This window comes from Cryobacterium breve, assembly GCF_027594785.1.
Classification (GTDB): domain Bacteria; phylum Actinomycetota; class Actinomycetes; order Actinomycetales; family Microbacteriaceae; genus Cryobacterium; species Cryobacterium breve_A.
This window is the reverse complement of record NZ_CP075584.1, coordinates 2,208,258-2,225,001: the sequence shown is the minus strand read 5'-3', so window position 1 is coordinate 2,225,001 and position 16,744 is coordinate 2,208,258. Positions and strand designations below refer to the sequence as shown.

Annotated in this window: 11 protein-coding genes and 4 pseudogenes; 11 read left to right on the top strand and 4 right to left on the bottom strand. The window is 70.5% G+C overall.

Features of this window, described 5'->3' with window-relative positions; genetic code table 11:
• Window positions 1–54: 54 nt before the first annotated feature.
• The 5 genes and pseudogenes from KIV56_RS10880 to KIV56_RS10860 all read left to right on the top strand — a co-directional run.
• Window positions 55–1,266 (top strand): annotated as a pseudogene (locus KIV56_RS10880) (proline dehydrogenase family protein); the annotation flags it as partial.
• Window positions 1,267–1,617: 351 nt separating this feature from the next.
• Window positions 1,618–3,687: pseudogene (locus KIV56_RS10875) on the top strand (aldehyde dehydrogenase family protein); the annotation flags it as partial.
• Window positions 3,688–3,928: 241 nt separating this feature from the next.
• Window positions 3,929–4,951: a 3-oxoacyl-ACP synthase III gene (locus KIV56_RS10870; RefSeq protein ID WP_281533463.1), complete on the top strand. Its 1,023-nt coding sequence runs from the start codon at window positions 3,929–3,931 to the stop codon at window positions 4,949–4,951.
• An 11-nt stretch (window positions 4,952–4,962) separates the two neighbouring features.
• Window positions 4,963–7,827: an alpha/beta fold hydrolase gene (locus KIV56_RS10865; RefSeq protein WP_281536130.1), complete on the top strand. Its 2,865-nt coding sequence runs from the start codon at window positions 4,963–4,965 to the stop codon at window positions 7,825–7,827.
• 5 nt (window positions 7,828–7,832) lie between these two features.
• A complete protein-coding gene (locus KIV56_RS10860) occupies window positions 7,833–8,804 on the top strand; it encodes an NAD-dependent epimerase/dehydratase family protein (protein ID WP_281536129.1) in 972 nt (323 codons plus the stop codon).
• 109 nt (window positions 8,805–8,913) lie between these two features.
• Here KIV56_RS10860 and KIV56_RS10855 read toward each other — a convergent pair whose 3' ends face one another.
• On the bottom strand, window positions 8,914–9,276 hold the full coding sequence (locus KIV56_RS10855) for a GntR family transcriptional regulator (RefSeq protein ID WP_281533462.1): 363 nt from the start codon (window positions 9,274–9,276) through the stop codon (window positions 8,914–8,916).
• Between the two features lie 95 nt (window positions 9,277–9,371).
• Here KIV56_RS10855 and KIV56_RS10850 point away from each other — a divergent pair, with 95 nt between their 5' ends.
• Together KIV56_RS10850 and KIV56_RS10845 are read left to right on the top strand one after the other, a co-directional pair.
• Window positions 9,372–9,827: a YdeI/OmpD-associated family protein gene (locus KIV56_RS10850; RefSeq protein ID WP_281533461.1), complete on the top strand. Its 456-nt coding sequence runs from the start codon at window positions 9,372–9,374 to the stop codon at window positions 9,825–9,827.
• A gap of 153 nt (window positions 9,828–9,980) precedes the next feature.
• Window positions 9,981–10,754 (top strand): ABC transporter permease, encoded by a 774-nt coding sequence (locus tag KIV56_RS10845; protein WP_281533460.1) that lies wholly within the window; start codon window positions 9,981–9,983, stop codon window positions 10,752–10,754.
• A 155-nt stretch (window positions 10,755–10,909) separates the two neighbouring features.
• On the opposite strand, the gene KIV56_RS10840 is transcribed toward KIV56_RS10845, so the two are convergent.
• On the bottom strand, window positions 10,910–11,347 hold the full coding sequence (locus KIV56_RS10840; RefSeq protein WP_134449176.1) for an Lrp/AsnC family transcriptional regulator: 438 nt from the start codon (window positions 11,345–11,347) through the stop codon (window positions 10,910–10,912).
• A gap of 263 nt (window positions 11,348–11,610) precedes the next feature.
• Here KIV56_RS10840 and ddaH point away from each other — a divergent pair.
• The 4 genes and pseudogenes from ddaH to KIV56_RS10820 all read left to right on the top strand — a co-directional run.
• Window positions 11,611–12,460 (top strand): annotated as a pseudogene (gene ddaH / locus KIV56_RS10835) (dimethylargininase); the annotation flags it as partial.
• A 9-nt stretch (window positions 12,461–12,469) separates the two neighbouring features.
• Entirely contained in the window at window positions 12,470–13,768 is a 1,299-nt protein-coding gene (rocD, locus tag KIV56_RS10830) for an ornithine--oxo-acid transaminase (protein ID WP_432432636.1), read from the top strand.
• Between the two features lie 205 nt (window positions 13,769–13,973).
• The gene (locus KIV56_RS10825) at window positions 13,974–14,096 is read left to right on the top strand and encodes a hypothetical protein (protein ID WP_281533459.1); all 123 of its coding nucleotides are present in this window, start codon (window positions 13,974–13,976) and stop codon (window positions 14,094–14,096) included.
• Between the two features lie 15 nt (window positions 14,097–14,111).
• A complete protein-coding gene (locus KIV56_RS10820; protein WP_281533458.1) occupies window positions 14,112–14,486 on the top strand; it encodes a type II toxin-antitoxin system death-on-curing family toxin in 375 nt (124 codons plus the stop codon).
• Between the two features lie 33 nt (window positions 14,487–14,519).
• Here the strand turns inward: KIV56_RS10820 and KIV56_RS10815 are convergent.
• Together KIV56_RS10815 and KIV56_RS20420 are read right to left on the bottom strand one after the other, a co-directional pair.
• Window positions 14,520–15,781, bottom strand: a pseudogene (locus tag KIV56_RS10815) (alpha-hydroxy acid oxidase).
• Window positions 15,782–15,879: 98 nt separating this feature from the next.
• The gene (locus tag KIV56_RS20420; protein ID WP_432432547.1) at window positions 15,880–16,686 is read right to left on the bottom strand and encodes a FadR/GntR family transcriptional regulator; all 807 of its coding nucleotides are present in this window, start codon (window positions 16,684–16,686) and stop codon (window positions 15,880–15,882) included.
• Window positions 16,687–16,744: the final 58 nt, after the last annotated feature.

Here is a 16,744-nt window from a genome sequence, read left to right as displayed (position 1 = left end):
ATTCCGTCCCCCCGGAACGGCTCCCGGCCGTTGCGCGAGCGAAAGACTACCCTCATGACCATGAGCAACTCACCGTCCGTCGTGCACCAGGCCCAGAGCGCGGAGGTTGTCACGCTCGTCAGGAAGTGGCTCGCGGAGAGCACCGCCATTCCTGCGGATGTCTCGGCCGAACGCCTCGCCGGCGTGCTCAAGGACCCGAACGGACTCGACTTCACGGTCGGCTTCGTCGACGGCGTCATGCGCCCCCAGGACCTCATGGTCGCCGGGTACAACCTGCAGGCCGTCGCGAAGAAGGCCCCAGGCTTCCTGCCCGGGTACCTGCGCGGCGCCATCGGCCTCGGCGGCGTGCTCGGCCCCGTGCTGCCGTGGGTCGTCATCCCGGCCGCACGCAAAGTGCTGCGGCAGATGGTCGGGCACCTCGTCGTCGACGCGACGCCGGACAAGCTCGGTCCCGCGATCGCGAGCCTGCGCGCATCCGGCAACCGGCTCAACATCAACCTGCTCGGCGAGGCCGTGCTCGGCGAGAAGGAGGCCATGCGCCGGCTCGAGGGCACCAGGGAACTGCTCGCCCGCCCCGACGTCGACTACGTCTCGATCAAGGTGTCGTCGATCGCGAGCCAGCTCTCGATGTGGTCGTTCGACGAGGCCGTGACGCGGGTCGTCGAGAGGCTGACGCCGCTCTACGAGCTCGCCGCGGCATCCGCTGTGCCGAAATTCATCAACCTCGACATGGAGGAGTACCGCGATCTCGATCTCACGATCGCGGTCTTCTGAACGCATCCTGGACCAGCCCCGGTTGCTCGGTCTCGAGGCCGGCATCGTGCTGCAGGCCTACCTGCCTGACGCGCTCGGCGCCTTGCAGGGCTTGACCCACTGGGCGCAGGGCCGGCGCGCGGCCGGGGAGCCCCGATCAAGGTGCGCGTCGTCAAGGGCGCCAACCTCGCCATGGAGCACGTCGACGCGATCGTGCACGACTGGCCGCTCGCGACCTACGGCACCAAGCAGGACGCCGACACGAACTACAAGCGAGTGCTCAACTGGGCGTTGACCCCGCAGAACACGGATGCCGTCCGCATCGGCGTCGCCGGGCACAACCTCTTCGACGTGGCGTGGGCCCACCTCCTCGCCAAGCGGCGCGGCGTCGACGACCGGGTCGAGTTCGAGATGCTGCTCGGCATGGCCACGAGCCAGGCCGAGGCCGTGAGCCGGGACGTCGGCAGGCTGCTGCTCTACACGCCCGTCGTCAACCCGGCCGAGTTCGACGTGGCGATCAGCTACCTGATCCGCCGCCTCGAGGAGAACGCGAGCCAGGACAACTTCATGTCCGCCGTGTTCGAGCTCACGACCTCGCCCCCGCTCTTCGAACGGGAGAAGGAGCGCTTCCTCGCCTCGCTCCGGTCCCTCGAAACCTCGGTCGGCCCAGAGGCGTTCGTGCCCGCGCCGAACCGCACCCAGGACCGGTCTGCGGTCACCCAGCTCGAGGCGACCGAGTCGGCGGCCGACGCTGCCCAGCACACCGACGACGACCTCGGCCTCACCAATGCCGTGCTCGGCTTCACCCGCGGCTCGCTCAGCGACACGGCCGCACTGCTGACCCACGCGGGGCCGGGGAACGCGGCCGCCGGCATCCGCCGGTTCCACAACGAACCGGACACCGACCCTGCCCTGCCCGCGAACCGGGCGTGGGGGCGCCGGATCCTCGCCCAGGTCGAGGGGTCCCGCCTCGGCATCGACACGATCCTCGCCGCCCGTGTCGACACCGAGGAGCAGCTCGACGCCATCATCGACACCGTCACCGCGAGCGGCGACGAGTGGGGCCAGCGCCCCGGCGGGGAGCGGGCCGCGATCCTGCACCGGGCCGGGCTCGCGCTCGCCGCGAACCGCGACCGCCTGATCGAGGTGATGGCCGCCGAGACCGGAAAGACCATCGCCGAGGGCGACCCCGAGGTGAGCGAGGCCATCGACTTCGCGCATTACTACGCCGAACGCGCCCGCGACCTCGACGCCGTGCAGGGCGCCATCTTCGTGCCTCCCCGCCTCACCGTCGTGACGCCGCCGTGGAATTTCCCCGTCGCGATCTCCGCAGGAGGGGTGCTCGCCGCGCTCGCGGCAGGCTCCGGCGTCATCGTCAAGCCCGCGAAGCTCGCCCAGCGCTCCGGCGCGGTCATGGTCGAGGCGCTCTGGGAGGCCGGGGTGCCCCGCGACCTGCTCGCACTCGTCGACCTCGCCGACCGGGAGCTCGGCACCCGGCTGATCGGGCACCCCTCGGTCGACCGGGTCATCCTCACCGGAGCGTACGAGACCGCGCAGCTGTTCCGGAGCTTCCGCGAGGACCTGCCCCTGCTCGCGGAGACGAGCGGCAAGAACGCGATCATTGTGACACCGTCCGCCGACCTCGACCTCGCGGCCGCCGACGTCGTCAAGAGCGCCTTCGGGCACGCCGGCCAGAAGTGCTCGGCAGCGAGTCTCGTCATCCTTGTCGGTTCCGTCGCGCGGTCCGAGCGCTTCCTCGGCCAGCTCGTCGACGCCGCGACCAGCCTGCGGGTCGGTCGCCCCTCCGACCCGGTCACCCAGATGGGCCCGCTCATCGAACCGGCGAACGGCAAGCTCCTGCACGCCCTCACCGAGCTCGGCGTCGGCGAGAGCTGGCTCGTCGAACCGAAAAAGCTCGACGAGGACGGCGCGCTCTGGTCGCCGGGCATCCGCACCGGCGTCGCCCCCGGTTCCTACTTCCACCTCACCGAGTTCTTCGGGCCCGTCCTGGGAGTGATGCATGCGCGCACCCTCGAGGAAGCCATCCGCTTTCAGAACGCGGTCGACTACGGGCTCACCTCCGGCCTGCACTCGCTCGACCCCGAGGAGCTCGCGACCTGGCTCGAGACGATCGAGGCGGGCAACCTGTACGTCAACCGGGGGATCACGGGGGCGATCGTGCAGCGCCAGCCGTTCGGCGGCTGGAAGCGGTCCTCGGTGGGAGCAGGCACGAAGGCCGGCGGCCCGAACTACCTCTACGGCCTCGGCAGCTGGGTGACCAACCCGGGCAGGAACAGTTCGACCCTGCACCTGCGCGGCCTCGAACCGAGGGTCACCCAGCTCATCGAGGGCTCGCAGGCTGTGCTCGACTATGCCGACTTCGACGTGCTGCGCCGCTCGGCCCTCAGCGACGCGCTCGCCTGGCGTGAGGAATTCGCGATGGTCAAGGACGTCTCCGAGCTCGGCGTCGAACGCAACCTGTTCCGTTACCGGGCGTTGCCCGTCACGGTGCGCCTCGCCGAGGACGGGACCCTGTCGAACCTGTTGCGGGTGCTCATCGCAGCGACCCTGTCGAAGTCGCGTTTCTCGGTGTCGAGCGCGGTGCCGATGCCGCCGATCGTGCGGGTCGCCCTCGCGGAGCGTGAGATCCAGGTCACGGTCGAGAGCGACGCCGAATGGCTCGCCCGCGCCGCGGCAGGCGGCATCACGACGAGCCGGGTGCGGCTCATCGGCGGCGGCCCGCTGACCGGGGCGACGGATGCCGCTGCCCAACTCGCGCACGCCCTCCGCGGCAGCCCCGACGTGGCCGTCTACGCCCACCCGGTCACGCAGGCAGGCCGGGTCGAGCTGCTTCCGTTCCTCAGGGAGCAGGCGATCTCGATCACGGCGCACCGCTTCGGCAACCCGAGCACCCTCTCCGTCGGCATCATCTGACCGCCCCGCCCCGCCCCGCCCCGCCCGCGCGCCCCGCGCGCTCATTTCACACCCCGCGAGAGCGGAGATTTGGCCCTTTAAACCACGGCGTTAAGGGCCAAAACTCCGCTCTCGCGGATTGGGCGGGCGGTCAGGGGAGCGCGGCACACAGCGCGCGTACGAGGAACGATCAGTTGAGTGGGGGATAATACCGGGGACCGTGGCGTGCCAACGGCGCCATAACTCGACAGGGGATCAGCACTTGGACGGAAACGCAACGACGTCGCACACCAACGTCGCGCTCTTGGCGGTAGCGAGCACCCTCGCGCCGATCGTCACGACCTCGATCGAGATCGACCGTCGCCTGCAGCCGGCCCTGAAGCGCCTGCGTCTTCCGAGCGGGTTGCTCCAGCGCGTCGCCGGCGTCTACGAACGCCGCAACTGGGGCAGCGACCTCGCCTTCGACGACGCGGCCGTGTCAGCGGGCAAGCGCGCCCTGAGCGAGGCCGGGGTCGAGCCGGGCCAGGTCGGTCTCCTGATCAACACCTCGGTCACGCGCAAGCACCTCGAACCCTCCGTCGCCGTGCGCATCCATCACGGCCTCGGTCTGCCGTCGTCGGCCACCAACTTCGACATCGCGAATGCGTGCCTCGGCTTCGTGAACGGGATGACCCTTGCCGCCCAGCTGATCGACTCCGGCCAGGTCGACTACGCCGTGGTGATCGACGGCGAAGACGCCGACGAGATCCAGGCCAACACGATCGACCGGCTCGGACGGCCAGACATCGGCCGCAAGGACTTCATGAGCGAGTTCGCCAGCCTGACCCTCGGGTCAGGGCGGGCGGCGGCCGTCCTCGGACGTGCGGACCGGCATCCGGAAGGCCATCGCATGCTCGGCGGCGTCACGCGCGCCGCGACCCAGTTCAACGGGCTCTGCGTCGGCAGCGTCGACGGCATGTTCACCGACGCCAAGGCGCTGCTCAAGGGCGGCATGGAACTCGTCGTCTCGGCCTGGACGGAGGCCAAGCGCGACTGGAACTGGTCGAGCATGGACCGCTACATCCTGCACCAGGTCTCGGACGTGCACACCAACGCGATCGTGAAGGCCACCGGGCTCGATCGGGCGCGCGTGCCCCTCACCTACCCGCTGTTCGGCAATGTCGGGCCCGCGTCGATCCCGATCACCCTCGCCGAAGAGGCGAAGACCCTGCACCGGGGCGACCGGGTGCTGCTCATGGGGGTCGGCTCCGGCCTCAACACCGCCATGATGGAACTGGCCTGGTGACCGGCCGCACCATGACGCACCCCCGGCAACAGCACCAGTACCGCCTGCCGCGCGCCGCGGCGACACCCGCGCCGGCCTCACTGCCGCCCGAGGGGCTGCCGGGGCTCGACCCAGCTCTCTCGAGACTCGTCGAGGCCGAGGAGCCGGGCGCCGGCATCCGCACCTGGCACCTGCTCGACAACGGACCCCTGCTCGCATCCCACGGCATCACCCCGGTCGGCACGGTGCTGTGCGTGCACGGCAACCCGACCTGGTCGTACCTGTGGCGCTCGCTCGTGACGCAGGCAACGGATGCCGCCACGCGTGGCGAAGAGGCCTGGCGTGTGATCGCCGTCGACCAGCTCGAGATGGGCTTCTCCGAGCGCACCGGGACGGTGCGCCCGCTCGCGCGCAGGGTCGCAGACCTGGGCGACCTCACGGAGGCGCTCGGCCTGGCCGGGCCGGTCGTCACCTTCGGCCATGACTGGGGCGGAGTCGTCTCCCTCGGCTGGGCGATCGACCATCCGGACCTGCTCGCGGGCGTGCTGCTGCTGAACACCGCGGTGCACCAGCCGGAAGACGCCGCGATCCCAGCGCCCCTGCGGCTGGCACTTCAGGGCGGCGTGCTCGGTACTGCGACCGTCACAACGTCCGCATTCCTCGACACGACGCTCGCGCTCGCGCACCCGCCGCTGTCCGCCGCTGTCAAGCGCGCCTACCGGGCGCCGTACCGCGGCGCGGCCCGGCGCGGGGGGATCGGTGCGTTCGTCGCCGACATCCCGGTCGGTCCCGGATCCGCCAGCACTCCGGAACTCGACCGCATCGCCTCGGGAATCCGTGACCTCGACGTGCCGGCCCTGCTGCTCTGGGGTCCCACCGACCCGATCTTCAGCGACCGCTACCTCGACGACCTCCTCGACCGGCTCCCCGGCGCCGACGTGCACCGCTTCGAGGGCGCAGGGCACCTGGTCGCCGAGGACGTCGACTACGCCGCGGCGGCACTGACCTGGCTCGCGGACCGCGGCCCGGTCGCGGCCCCGTCCACTCCGGTGCCCGAAAAGGACACCTCGGACCGGGCAACCGCGCCTGGACTCGGGGGCGGCGGATACCAGCCGCTCTGGCACTATCTCGACGAATTCCGGGAGAGCGACGACATCGCCCTCGTCGACATGGCGCCGGGTCGCGGCGCCGCTCCGGTCACCGTCAGTTGGCGCGAGCTGTCCACCCGCGTGCGCCGGCTGGCCGCCGGGCTCTACCAGATCGGCGTCCGTAGCGGCGACCGGGTCTCGCTGCTCGTTCCCCCGGGCGCCGACCTCACGGCCGTGCTCTACGCGTGCGTGCGGATCGGCGCCGTCGTCGTGGTCGCGGATGCCGGCCTCGGCCTGCGTGGCCTGACCCGGGCCGTCCGCGGCGCGCGACCAGACCATGTCATCGGAGCGACGCCCGGGCTGTTCGCTGCCCGGGCCCTCGGCTGGCCGGGACAGAAGATCTCCGCGGTCACCCTCGCCAGGCCGCTTGCCCGGCTCCTCGACGTCTCCTTCACCCTCGCCGAGCTCGAGTCGCTCGGCGCGGAGGAAGGGCTGCCGCCCGAGCCCACCGCGACCGACACGGCGGCGGTGCTCTTCACCTCCGGTTCGACAGGGCCGGCCAAGGGCGTCGTCTACACGAACGGCCAGCTCGCCGCGGTCAGCCAGGCCCTCCGCGCCCAATACGGCGTCGGCCCGGGGACGGGCCTCGTCGCCGGTTTCGCACCGTTCGCCCTCCTCGGCCCCGCCCTCGGTGCACGCTCGGTGACCCCCGACATGGACGTGACCTCGCCCAAGACGCTCACCGCGACCGCCGTCGCCGCCGCCGTCGCCGCGATCGACGCCTCCGTCGTGTTCCTGTCGCCCGCAGCCCTCACGAACGTCGTCGCGACCGCGGGAGACCTCGCTCCTGCGGACTGGGCGTCCCTCGCCGGGGTGCGCAGTTTCCTGTCCGCCGGTGCGCCGGTCGCCGAGCCGCTCCTCGCGGCCGCCGCACGGCTGATGCCGGGCGCGACGGCCCATACCCCGTACGGCATGACGGAGGGCCTCCTGATGACGGACATCACCCTCGAGGGCATCCGGGCCGCGTCGGGAGAACTTCACCGCGCCCCGTCACGGGCCTTGACGGATGCCGCGAACCGTCTGAGCGAAACCGGTCAGCCGGACACCGACGTCGAGACCGCGGCAACCCCGGGCGGGGTCTGCGTGGGATGCCCGACCGGGACCACGAGGATCCGGATCAGCGCGCTCGACGATCGGGGTGCCGCGACGGGCGCGCTGTCCGAGGCGATCGGCGTCACCGGTGAGATCGTCGTCTCAGCGCCCCACGTCGAAGACCACTATGACCGGCTCTGGCTCACCGACCGGGCCGCCCGGCGCGGCGCGATCGCGGGCGAACGCTGGCACCGCACCGGCGACGTCGGTCACCTCGACGCCGACGGCCGGCTCTGGGTCGAGGGCCGGCTGCCCCACGTCATCGTCACGAACGCCGGAGTGGTCACTCCGGTCGGCCCTGAGCAAGCCATCGAACGCATTCGGGCCACGCCCAGGGACGCGGTCACCGGCGACACCCGTGGCCGCCCGGCGCAGGGCCACGCCGGCGTTGCCCGGGCCGCCGTCGTCGGAGTCGGGCCGGTGGGCACGCAACAGCTCGTCGCCGTCGTCGAAACCACGCCGGCCGCACGCCGGGTCCGCCTCGCGTCGAGCGAGCTCGCCGCGGCGGTCCGGCTCGCGTCCGCGGCTCCGATCGCGGCCGTGCTCGTCGTCCCGAACCTGCCGACCGACATCCGGCACAATTCCAAGATCGACCGCAGTCGGCTCGCCCGCTGGGCGGGCGGCGTCCTTTCCGGTGGGCGGATGACGCGACCGTGACTCCGCTGCGGGTTCTCGTCACCGGTGCGAGCGGTTTCCTCGGTCGGTCGGTCGCCGCTGAGCTCGTCGCGGCCGGGCACGAGGTGAGCTGCTTCCAGCGGCGGCCGTCCGGCGTGGCCGGGGCACGGGACCTGCTGGGTTCGGTGACATCCGCGGCGGACGTGACGCATGCCGTCGTCGGCATGGATGCTGTCGTGCACCTCGCCGCGAAGGTGTCGCTCGCCGGCGACCCGCGCGACTTCGAGGCGGTGAACGTCGGGGGCACCCGCTCATTGCTCGGCGCTGCAGCGGATGCCGGGGTCTCGCGCTTCGTGTTCGTCTCCTCTCCCTCGGTCGCCCACTCCGGGGCATCCATCGTCGGCAGCGACGCCGGCCCGGCAGATCCGGCCCGCGCCCGCGGCGACTATGCCCGCACCAAGGCCAGGGCGGAACTGCTCGCGCTCGACGCCGACTCTCCGCTCATGCGCGTCGTGGCCGTGAGGCCGCACCTGGTCTGGGGCCCCGGGGACACCCAGCTGGTGGCCCGGATCGTCGACCGGGCGCGGGCGGGGCGGCTTCCCCTGCTCGGACACGGCGCAGCCCTCATCGACACGACCTACGTGGACAACGCCGCCACGGCGATCAGCGCCGCCCTCGACCGGGCGCGAGACGTGCACGGCAACGCCTACGTCATCACCAACGGCGAGCCCCGACCGGTCGCCGAGCTGCTCGCCGGGATGTGCCGGGCGGCCGGCGTGCGCCCGCCGGCCTGGTCGGTTCCCGCCGCCCTCGCACGCGCAGGCGGCACCGCCATCGAGGCCGCATGGCGAGTGCGTCCCGGAGCCGACGAACCCCCGATGACCCGCTTCCTCGCCGAACAGCTCTCGACCGCGCACTGGTTCGACCAGCGTCGTACGCGCGCCGACCTGCGCTGGGCCCCGCAGGTCACCCTCGACGAGGGATTCCGCCGCCTCGGCGCCTCCTACCTGCAGGTGTAGTTCGCAGCCGACCGTCGCCGTACGCGCCCACAATCGCCGGCGCGCTGGGCAAGCTCGGCGGATTCGGCGACTCTCGCCGGCCGCGATCGGGGTCGGGAAGGCGACGAACCTAGGGGCGGATGCCGAGCGCGGCCGAGACGAGCGCGAGCGCGTCGTCCGTGGCGAGGCCGAGCGCGCGCATCCGCTCGGCGAATTCAGCGGCCGCGCGTTGCGCCTGGCGCCGGGTCGGGTCGCCTGTCGCGGCGATGAAGGATCCCAACCTGCCGCGGGTCTCGATGACTTCGCCCTGCTCGAGCTCGCGATAGGCCCTGGCCACGGTGTTCGGGGCGAGTCCGAGTTCGTCGGCGAGCCGGCGTACGGTCGGCAGCTTGTCCCCGGGAGCCACGGCACCGGTTCGAACGGCCTCGAGCACCTGGAGCCGAAGCTGCTCGAACGGCGGCGTGGGGGAGTGTTCGTCGACGGTGAGCTTCATGATGCCCGCACCCGGCTTTCTTTGTGTTGGTTATGTACCAAGCTAGCCTGCCGGAACCCGTGCGCGAAACCGCTCGCTGCGGCATACTCGGTCCCATGAGATTCACCACAGTCCTCGAGCTTTCCGGTAAATCGGCAACGGGCATCCGCGTTCCCGAGGAGGTCGTCGTGGGCCTCGGTCCCGGCAAGCGCCACGCCATCACGGTCACGATCGGCGGCCACACCTACCGCAGGCTCCCCGTCGCCCCGTACCGTGGCGCGTACATGATCGCGCTGAGCGCCGAGAACCGCGAGCAGGCCGGCGTCGCCGCGGGCGACGAGATCGAGGTCGACGTCGAGCTCGACACCGAACCGCGGGTGGTCGAGGTGCCCGCAGACTTCGCGGCCGCACTTGACGAGCAACCGGATGTCCGGGCCGCCTTCACGGCGCTGTCCTACAGCAACCAGCGAGCTCACGTGCTCGCGATCGAGAGTGCGAAGACTCCGGAGACCCGCCTGCGCCGGATCGAGGCCGCCCGCACTGCCCTCACTCCTGCCACGCCGACTCCGTGACCTCTCAATCCCGGTCTTATCCATTCGGTGTCGGGAGAGACCACATCCCGTCCACCGGCTTTCTCGCTCATTGACCTTTCACGGAGCGGGGACAGTCCCCGCCCAGGAGCGGCCCCGAACAAGGCGGCTCGCCAGGCTCGCTAGGCTCGAAAGGTGACCTGGCCCGCCGACCTCCCCGCCGAACTGGCCGGACTCCTGCCCAGCCTCGTCGGGGTGCTGCTGCTGATCGCGGTCGTGACCGCCCTGCTCCGCGGCTTCCACGTGCCGCGCCCGTACGCCCCGGCACTCGCCATTCTGCGGGGCACGCTCCAGCTCGCAGCAATCAGCCTCATCCTGAGCGGCATCATCTCCGACCCGCTCTGGGTCGGAGTCGGCCTCAGCGTGATGTTCATCGCCGCGGTGAGCACGGTCAACCGTCGACTCGGAGCCACCCGGCAACACTTCGGCTGGATCGCCGTCGCCATGGGGATCGGCATCCTTGCGACGCTCATCGTCGTCTTCTCGGTCGGCGCGATCGAATTCTCTCCGCGGTATGTGCTCTCCTACGGCGGCATCATCATCGGCAATGCGATGTCGATCGCGACCCTCACCGGCCGGCGTTTCGGCGAGGCGGTCACCGACCACTGGGACGAGGTCGAGGGCTGGATGGCGCTCGGGGCTACCCCGCGGCAGTCGACGCTCGACCTGGCGCGACGCGCCGTGTATTTCGCGATCATCCCGACGACCGACCAGACCAAGACCACGGGACTCGTCACCCTGCCCGGGGCGTTCGTCGGAGCCATCTTCGGCGGGGCCTCGCCGCTCGAGGCCGGACGCTTCCAGATCGTCGTGCTCGCCGGCATCCTCTGCGCGGGGGCGATCACCGCAATCACCTTGATCCAGTTCCTCGCGCCGATCCGGATGAAGCCCGCCACGATCCCGACCTAGTCACGACCGACAAAGACCGCTCGCTCTTCCCGCGAGAGCGCACTTTTGGCCCCTAAACTGCTCGCTTAAGGGCCAAAAACGTACTCTCGCGGGCAGCGGTGAGGGTTGTACGGGCGACGGGCGACGGGCGACGGGCAGCGGATGCCGCGGTGCGGCTACTCGGCCGCGCGGTGGATGAGCCGGGAGAGCACGATCGCACTGCGGGTGTGGTCGACGTTGGGTGCGAGGCGCACCTTCTCGAGTGCCGCCTCGAGCCCGGGAATGTCCCGGGCCCGGATGTGCACGATCGCGTCCGCGCTTCCCGTGACAGTCCCCGCGTCTACGACCTCCGGCACGCCGGAGAGGATGCGCAGGAGTTCGTCGGGCGCGACGGTGCCCCGGCAGAAGAGTTCGACATAGGCCTCGGTGCTCATGCCATCGATGGCGGGGTCGACCTGGATCGTGAAGCCGCGGATGATCCCGTCGGCGACCAGCCGGTCCACCCGGCGCTTGACCGCGGAGGCGGACAATCCGACGACTGATCCGATATCGCCGTACCCGGCCCGGGCATTCTGTCTCAGAAGGTCGAGTATCCCGCGGTCGAGGTTGTCCATTCCGAGAGTCTAGGGGGAATTCCGCGCGCCGGCGTGGAATTCCTGCGCAAATGGTCACAATCACGCCGATTATGCGCGCATATTGGCGTGCAACGTTGATTCACGCTGTGTGAGAATGGGCACGGCGTCTCCGTGCGGTGCCGTTCGACAGTCAGTCGACTGGCGAACAGCCGCGCAGAGCTCTCATGAGTGACCTGGTCCGCCCACCCACCCCGCGTTCCGATTCCGCCAGGAGCCGACGGAGCGCAGACGAAGGAGACCTCATGACCATCGATCTCGACCCCACGACGACAGCGACCGCGGCCGCAGCCGCAGCCCCGGTGCGCACCGCCGTCAAGCGCACGGTGCTGATGTGCAAGCCCGACTACTTCACCGTCGTCTACCGGATCAACCCGTGGATGGACCCGGCCATCCCGACCGACACGAGCCTCGCCGTCGCCCAGTGGCAGACCCTCTACGACACCTACGTCGGCCTCGGCTTCGACGTGCACCTGATCGACCCGATCGACGGCCTGCCCGACATGGTCTACGCCGCCAACGGTGGTTTCGTCATCGACAACATCGCCTACGGCGCAGCGTTCACGTACCCGGAGCGCCAGCCGGAGGGCCCCGCATACATGGACTGGTTCCGCGCCAACGACTTCGACGTGCGGGTGCCCGTCGAGATCAACGAGGGCGAAGGCGACTTCCTGCTCGTCGGCGACGTCATCCTCGCCGGCACCGGGTTCCGCAGCGCCTCGAACAGCCACGAAGAGGTATCGGCGATCTACGGCCGCCCGGTGATCACGCTCAACCTCGTCAACCCGAGCTTCTACCACCTCGACACCGCCATCGCCGTGCTCGACGACACCAACATCGCCTACCTGCCGAGCGCATTCGACGGGCCGAGCCTCGCCGTGCTTCGCGAACGCTACCCCGACGCGATCATCGTCACCGAGGAGGACGCCGCGATCCTCGGCCTCAACTCCTACTCCGACGGCTACAACGTCGTCATCGCCGCCCGCGCGAAGGACTTCGAGCGCCAGGCTCCGCGAACGCGGCTACAACCCGATCGGCGTCGACCTCTCCGAGCTCCTCCTCGGCGGCGGCGGCGTCAAGTGCTGCACCCTGGAGCCTGCGCCGATGAGCATCAACACGAACACCCGACCGGGCGCGCACCGCGCCAACCAGCCGACGGATGCCGCCCTCGGCGCCTCCGCGGAGGCATCCGCAACGCCCGCCGCGTTCATCGCCCTCGAAGAAGACCACGCCGCCCACAACTACCACCCGCTGCCCGTCGTCGTCGCGACCGGCGACGGCGCCTGGGTGACGGATGTCGACGGCAAGCGCTACCTGGACTGCCTCGCGGCATACTCGGCGGTCAACTTCGGCCACTCGAACCCCGTGCTGCTCGACGCCGCGCGCGCCCAGCTCGGCCGGATCACGCTCACAAGCCGCGCCTTCCACAACGACCAGCTCGGCCCGTTCGTCACGGCTCTCGCCGAGCTCGCCCACAAGGACATGGTGCTCCCGATGAACACGGGCGCCGAGGCCGTCGAGTCCGGAATCAAGGTCGCCCGCGCCTGGGGCTACCGCGTAAAGGGCGTCGCGGCGGACCAGGCGAACATCATCGTCGCCGGGGGAAACTTCCACGGCCGCACCACCACCATCATCAGCTTCTCCGACGACGAGTCGGCCCGCGCGGGCTTCGGCCCGTTCACGCCCGGGTTCCGCACCGTGCCGTTCGGCGACGCCGCGGCGCTCGAAGCGGCGATCGACGAGAACACGGTCGCCGTGCTGCTCGAACCCATCCAGGGTGAGGCCGGCATCGTCGTGCCGCCCGCCGGGTACCTCCCCGCTGTGCGCGAGATCACCACGCGCCACAACGTGCTCTTCATCGCCGACGAGATCCAGTCCGGCCTCGGCCGCACCGGAGCGACCTTCGCGTGCGACCTCGTCGGCGTCGTTCCCGACCTGTACCTCCTGGGCAAGGCCCTCGGCGGCGGCATCGTTCCGGTGTCCGCGGTCGTCGGCAACCGCGATGTCCTCGGCGTGCTGCACCCGGGCGAGCACGGCTCCACGTTCGGCGGCAATCCGCTCGCCGCCGCCGTCGGCCTCGCCGTCGTGCGGATGCTGGCAGAGGGCGAATACCAGGAACGCGCCCGCGAGCTCGGCGCCCACCTGCACAAAGCCCTCGACGGCCTCGTCGGACACGGGGTCGTCGCGGTCCGCGGCGCCGGGCTCTGGGCCGGAATCGACATCGATCCTGCTCTGGCGAGCGGCCGCGCCGTGTGCGAGGCGCTCATGGTCCGCGGGGTCCTGGCCAAGGACACCCACGGCTCCACGATCCGTCTCGCGCCGCCGCTCTGCGTCTCGGAGGCCGACCTCGACTGGGCCGTCGCCCAGCTCGCGGCCGTGCTCGACGGGTTCGCCGCCGCGTAGCTCACCGACGGCCACCTGCCGCCGACGTGTGCCGTTTTCGCCGAGTCGACCCGTTCCAGCGGGTCGGTTCGGCGGATGCGAGCACTCTCGACGTGGTGATACCACGGTGGTACCATTTCGCCATGGCCATGACAGTGAGACTCCCCCAGAGCTCGACTCCGCGCTGGAGTCCCTTGCACGCCTTCGCCACACCTCCAAGCACGCGTTGCTCATCGAGGCAGCCGATCGTTTCGCACGGCAGGAATCAAAGACCGCGCGCGTGCTCGCGAGCGTTGACGAGATCACCGCAGAATACGCGGATCTGCTGACCCGGCTCGAAGACGCCTGAGTCCGCGGGCGCTCGGTGGTGATTGAGTACATCGAACCTGAGCAAGCCCTGGCCGTCGTGGCACATCTCGGACTTCATATCCGCGATCAGGGCTTACTCTTCTCTGCGCTCGCCCGGCCATCGGCGGGCATGTTCGGCGAAGATGCCTACGCGACGCTTGAGTTGAAGGCGGCCGCCCTGATGTCGTCACTTGCGCAGAATCACCCCCTGTTCGATGGGAACAAGCGGCTGTCGTGGATCCTCACCCTGGCCTTCCTGCGGCTCAACGGCTTTCGTGTGGTCATGTCGACGGATGACGCGTTCCAGCTCGTGATCGCGGTCGCGCAAAGTGAGCTCGACCTCGACGCGATTGCGGCAACACTCGCACGCCATCTCATCCCCCTGAACTGAGCGTCCCAGGGCGACTCGTCGCCTCAGGCCCTGCTACACCGTCGCGGGCACCCCCTCCGGCCGGGCGATACGGCTCAGGCGCGAGAGCTGGGTGACGTGCCCCGGCTCGAGCTCCTCGAGCGACTTCACGCCGAGCAGGCGCATGGTGCGGGTGATCTGTTCCGAGAGAATGGCGATCGCCCGGTCGACGCCGGCCTCTCCGCCGGCCATCAGCCCGTAGAGGTACGCGCGGCCGATCAGGGTGAACCGCGCGCCGAGGGCGACGGATGCGACGACATCCGCGCCGCTCATGATGCCGGTGTCGAGGTGCACCTCCATGTTCCCGCCGACCTCGCGGGCGACCTCGGGCAGCAGGTGGAACGGGATCGGTGCGCGGTCGAGCTGGCGGCCGCCGTGGTTGGAGAGGATGATCGCGTCGATCCCCATTTCGGCCAGCCGGGCGGCATCCGCCACGTTCTGCACGCCCTTGACGACGACCTTGCCCGGCCACTGTGCCTTGACCCAGGCGAGGTCCTCGAAGGTGACGGTCGGGTCGAACATGGTGTCGAGCAGTTCTCCGACGGTGCCGCTCCAGCGGTCGAGGGAGGCGAAGGCGAGCGGCTCGGTCGTGAGGAAATTGATCCACCACTCCGGGCGCGGCAGGGCGTTGACCACCGTGCCGACGGTGAGCCTGCGGGGGGGATCGAGAAGCCGTTGCGCTTGTCGCGGAGGCGCGCTCCGGCAACGGGCACGTCGACCGTGACGAGCAGGGTGTCGAAGCCGGCCTTCGCTGCCCGGTCGACGAGCGCCATCGAGCGGTCGCGGTCCTTCCACATGTAGAGCTGGAACCAGTTGCGGCCGTGCGGGTTGGCGGCCTTGACGTCCTCGATCGCGGTCGTGCCCATCGTCGAGAGCGAGAACGGGATTCCGGCCTTCGCGGCCGCGTGCGCGCCGGCGATCTCGCCCTCGGTCTGCATCATCCGGGTGAAGCCGGTCGGTGCGATCCCGAACGGGAGCGCGACCGGCGCCCCGAGTACGTCCCAGCCGGTCGAGACCGTCGAGACGTCGCGGAGGATCGCCGGGTGGAACTCGATGTCCTCGAAGGCCTGGCGGGCGCGGGCGAGGGAGATCTCTGCCTCGGCTGCGCCCTCGGTGTAGTCGAACGCCGCCTTCGGAGTGCGCCGCTTGGCGATCGCGCGCAGGTCGTAGATGGTGAGGGCGCTTTCGAGCCGGCGCTTCTTCGCGTTGAGCTCGGGCACCTTGAACTGCATGAGCGGAGCGAGATCTTTGATCTTGGGGATGCGTCGTTGAACCATGGTCTGGAATTCCGTTCTGGGCTGGGGGCAGGGCGGGTCGGGAGCTACGGCGGTCGGGTGATCGGGTGATCGGGTGATTGGGTGATCGGTGGTTCAGGTCAGGTCAGGTCAGGTCGGGGAGCGGTGCCCCGACGAGGTCGGGATCGCCAGGTCGTGCCGTGAGCCGGGTCTCGGCGTAGTAGCCCGCGATGTGGGCCTGGACGGTCCGGCGGGCCGCGGCGGGGTCGGCCGCGCGAATGCACGCGACGATCTCGCGGTGTTCGAGCCTGAGGCGAGCGGATGTCTCCGCCCACGACCCGAGCCGGGCAACGCCCGCGCGTGCGTACGCTTCGATCGCGCTGCGGAGTCCGGCCATGGTCGCGGTGATGACCTGGTTCCCGGACGCCTCGGCGAGGGAGAGGTGGAACTGGGCGTCGAGCGCGAGGAACTCGGCCTCGGTCCGGCCCGGGGCGTCCATCGCGTCGAGGAGCCTGTTCCGCGCGGGCCAGGGACGCGGTGCCGACCCTGGCCGGGCCGTCGGCGTCGGCGAGTTCGGTCACGACGGCCGCCTCGAGCACGAGTCTGGTCTTCACGACATCCGCCACCGGGAACCCCTGGGCCGCGACCTGCAGCCGCATCAGCGCCGACATCCCGCCGCCGGGCAGCGCCACGATGATCGCCCCGGAGGTCGGCCCGGAGCCGGTCGCGGTGCGGATGAGTCCGAGCACTTCGAGCACCCGGAGCGCCTCGCGCACGCTCGACCGGCCGACTCCGAGGGAGGCGGCGAGGGCGCGTTCGGGTGCGAGGCGATCACCGGGTCGCAGCCGCCCGGAGAGCAGGTCCCGCTCGATCGACTCGAGCACGAGTTCCCAGGCCCGGCGTTCGTCGGGGAGTGCGCCCTCCGCGGGCACGGCGTCAACGGTCACGGGCTCCTCCTCGGCAGTGGGGTGGTGTCGGTCGTTGGGGCGGCGACTGTGGAACGAA

Coding starts and splice junctions, on each gene's coding strand:
- KIV56_RS10865 (WP_281536130.1), top strand. CDS start 4,963: ATGACGCACCCCCGGCAACAGCACCAGTACCGCCTGCCGCGCGCCGCG.
- KIV56_RS10855 (WP_281533462.1), bottom strand. CDS start 9,276: ATGAAGCTCACCGTCGACGAACACTCCCCCACGCCGCCGTTCGAGCAG.
- KIV56_RS10850 (WP_281533461.1), top strand. CDS start 9,372: ATGAGATTCACCACAGTCCTCGAGCTTTCCGGTAAATCGGCAACGGGC.
- KIV56_RS10840 (WP_134449176.1), bottom strand. CDS start 11,347: ATGGACAACCTCGACCGCGGGATACTCGACCTTCTGAGACAGAATGCC.
- rocD (WP_432432636.1), top strand. CDS start 12,470: ATGAGCATCAACACGAACACCCGACCGGGCGCGCACCGCGCCAACCAG.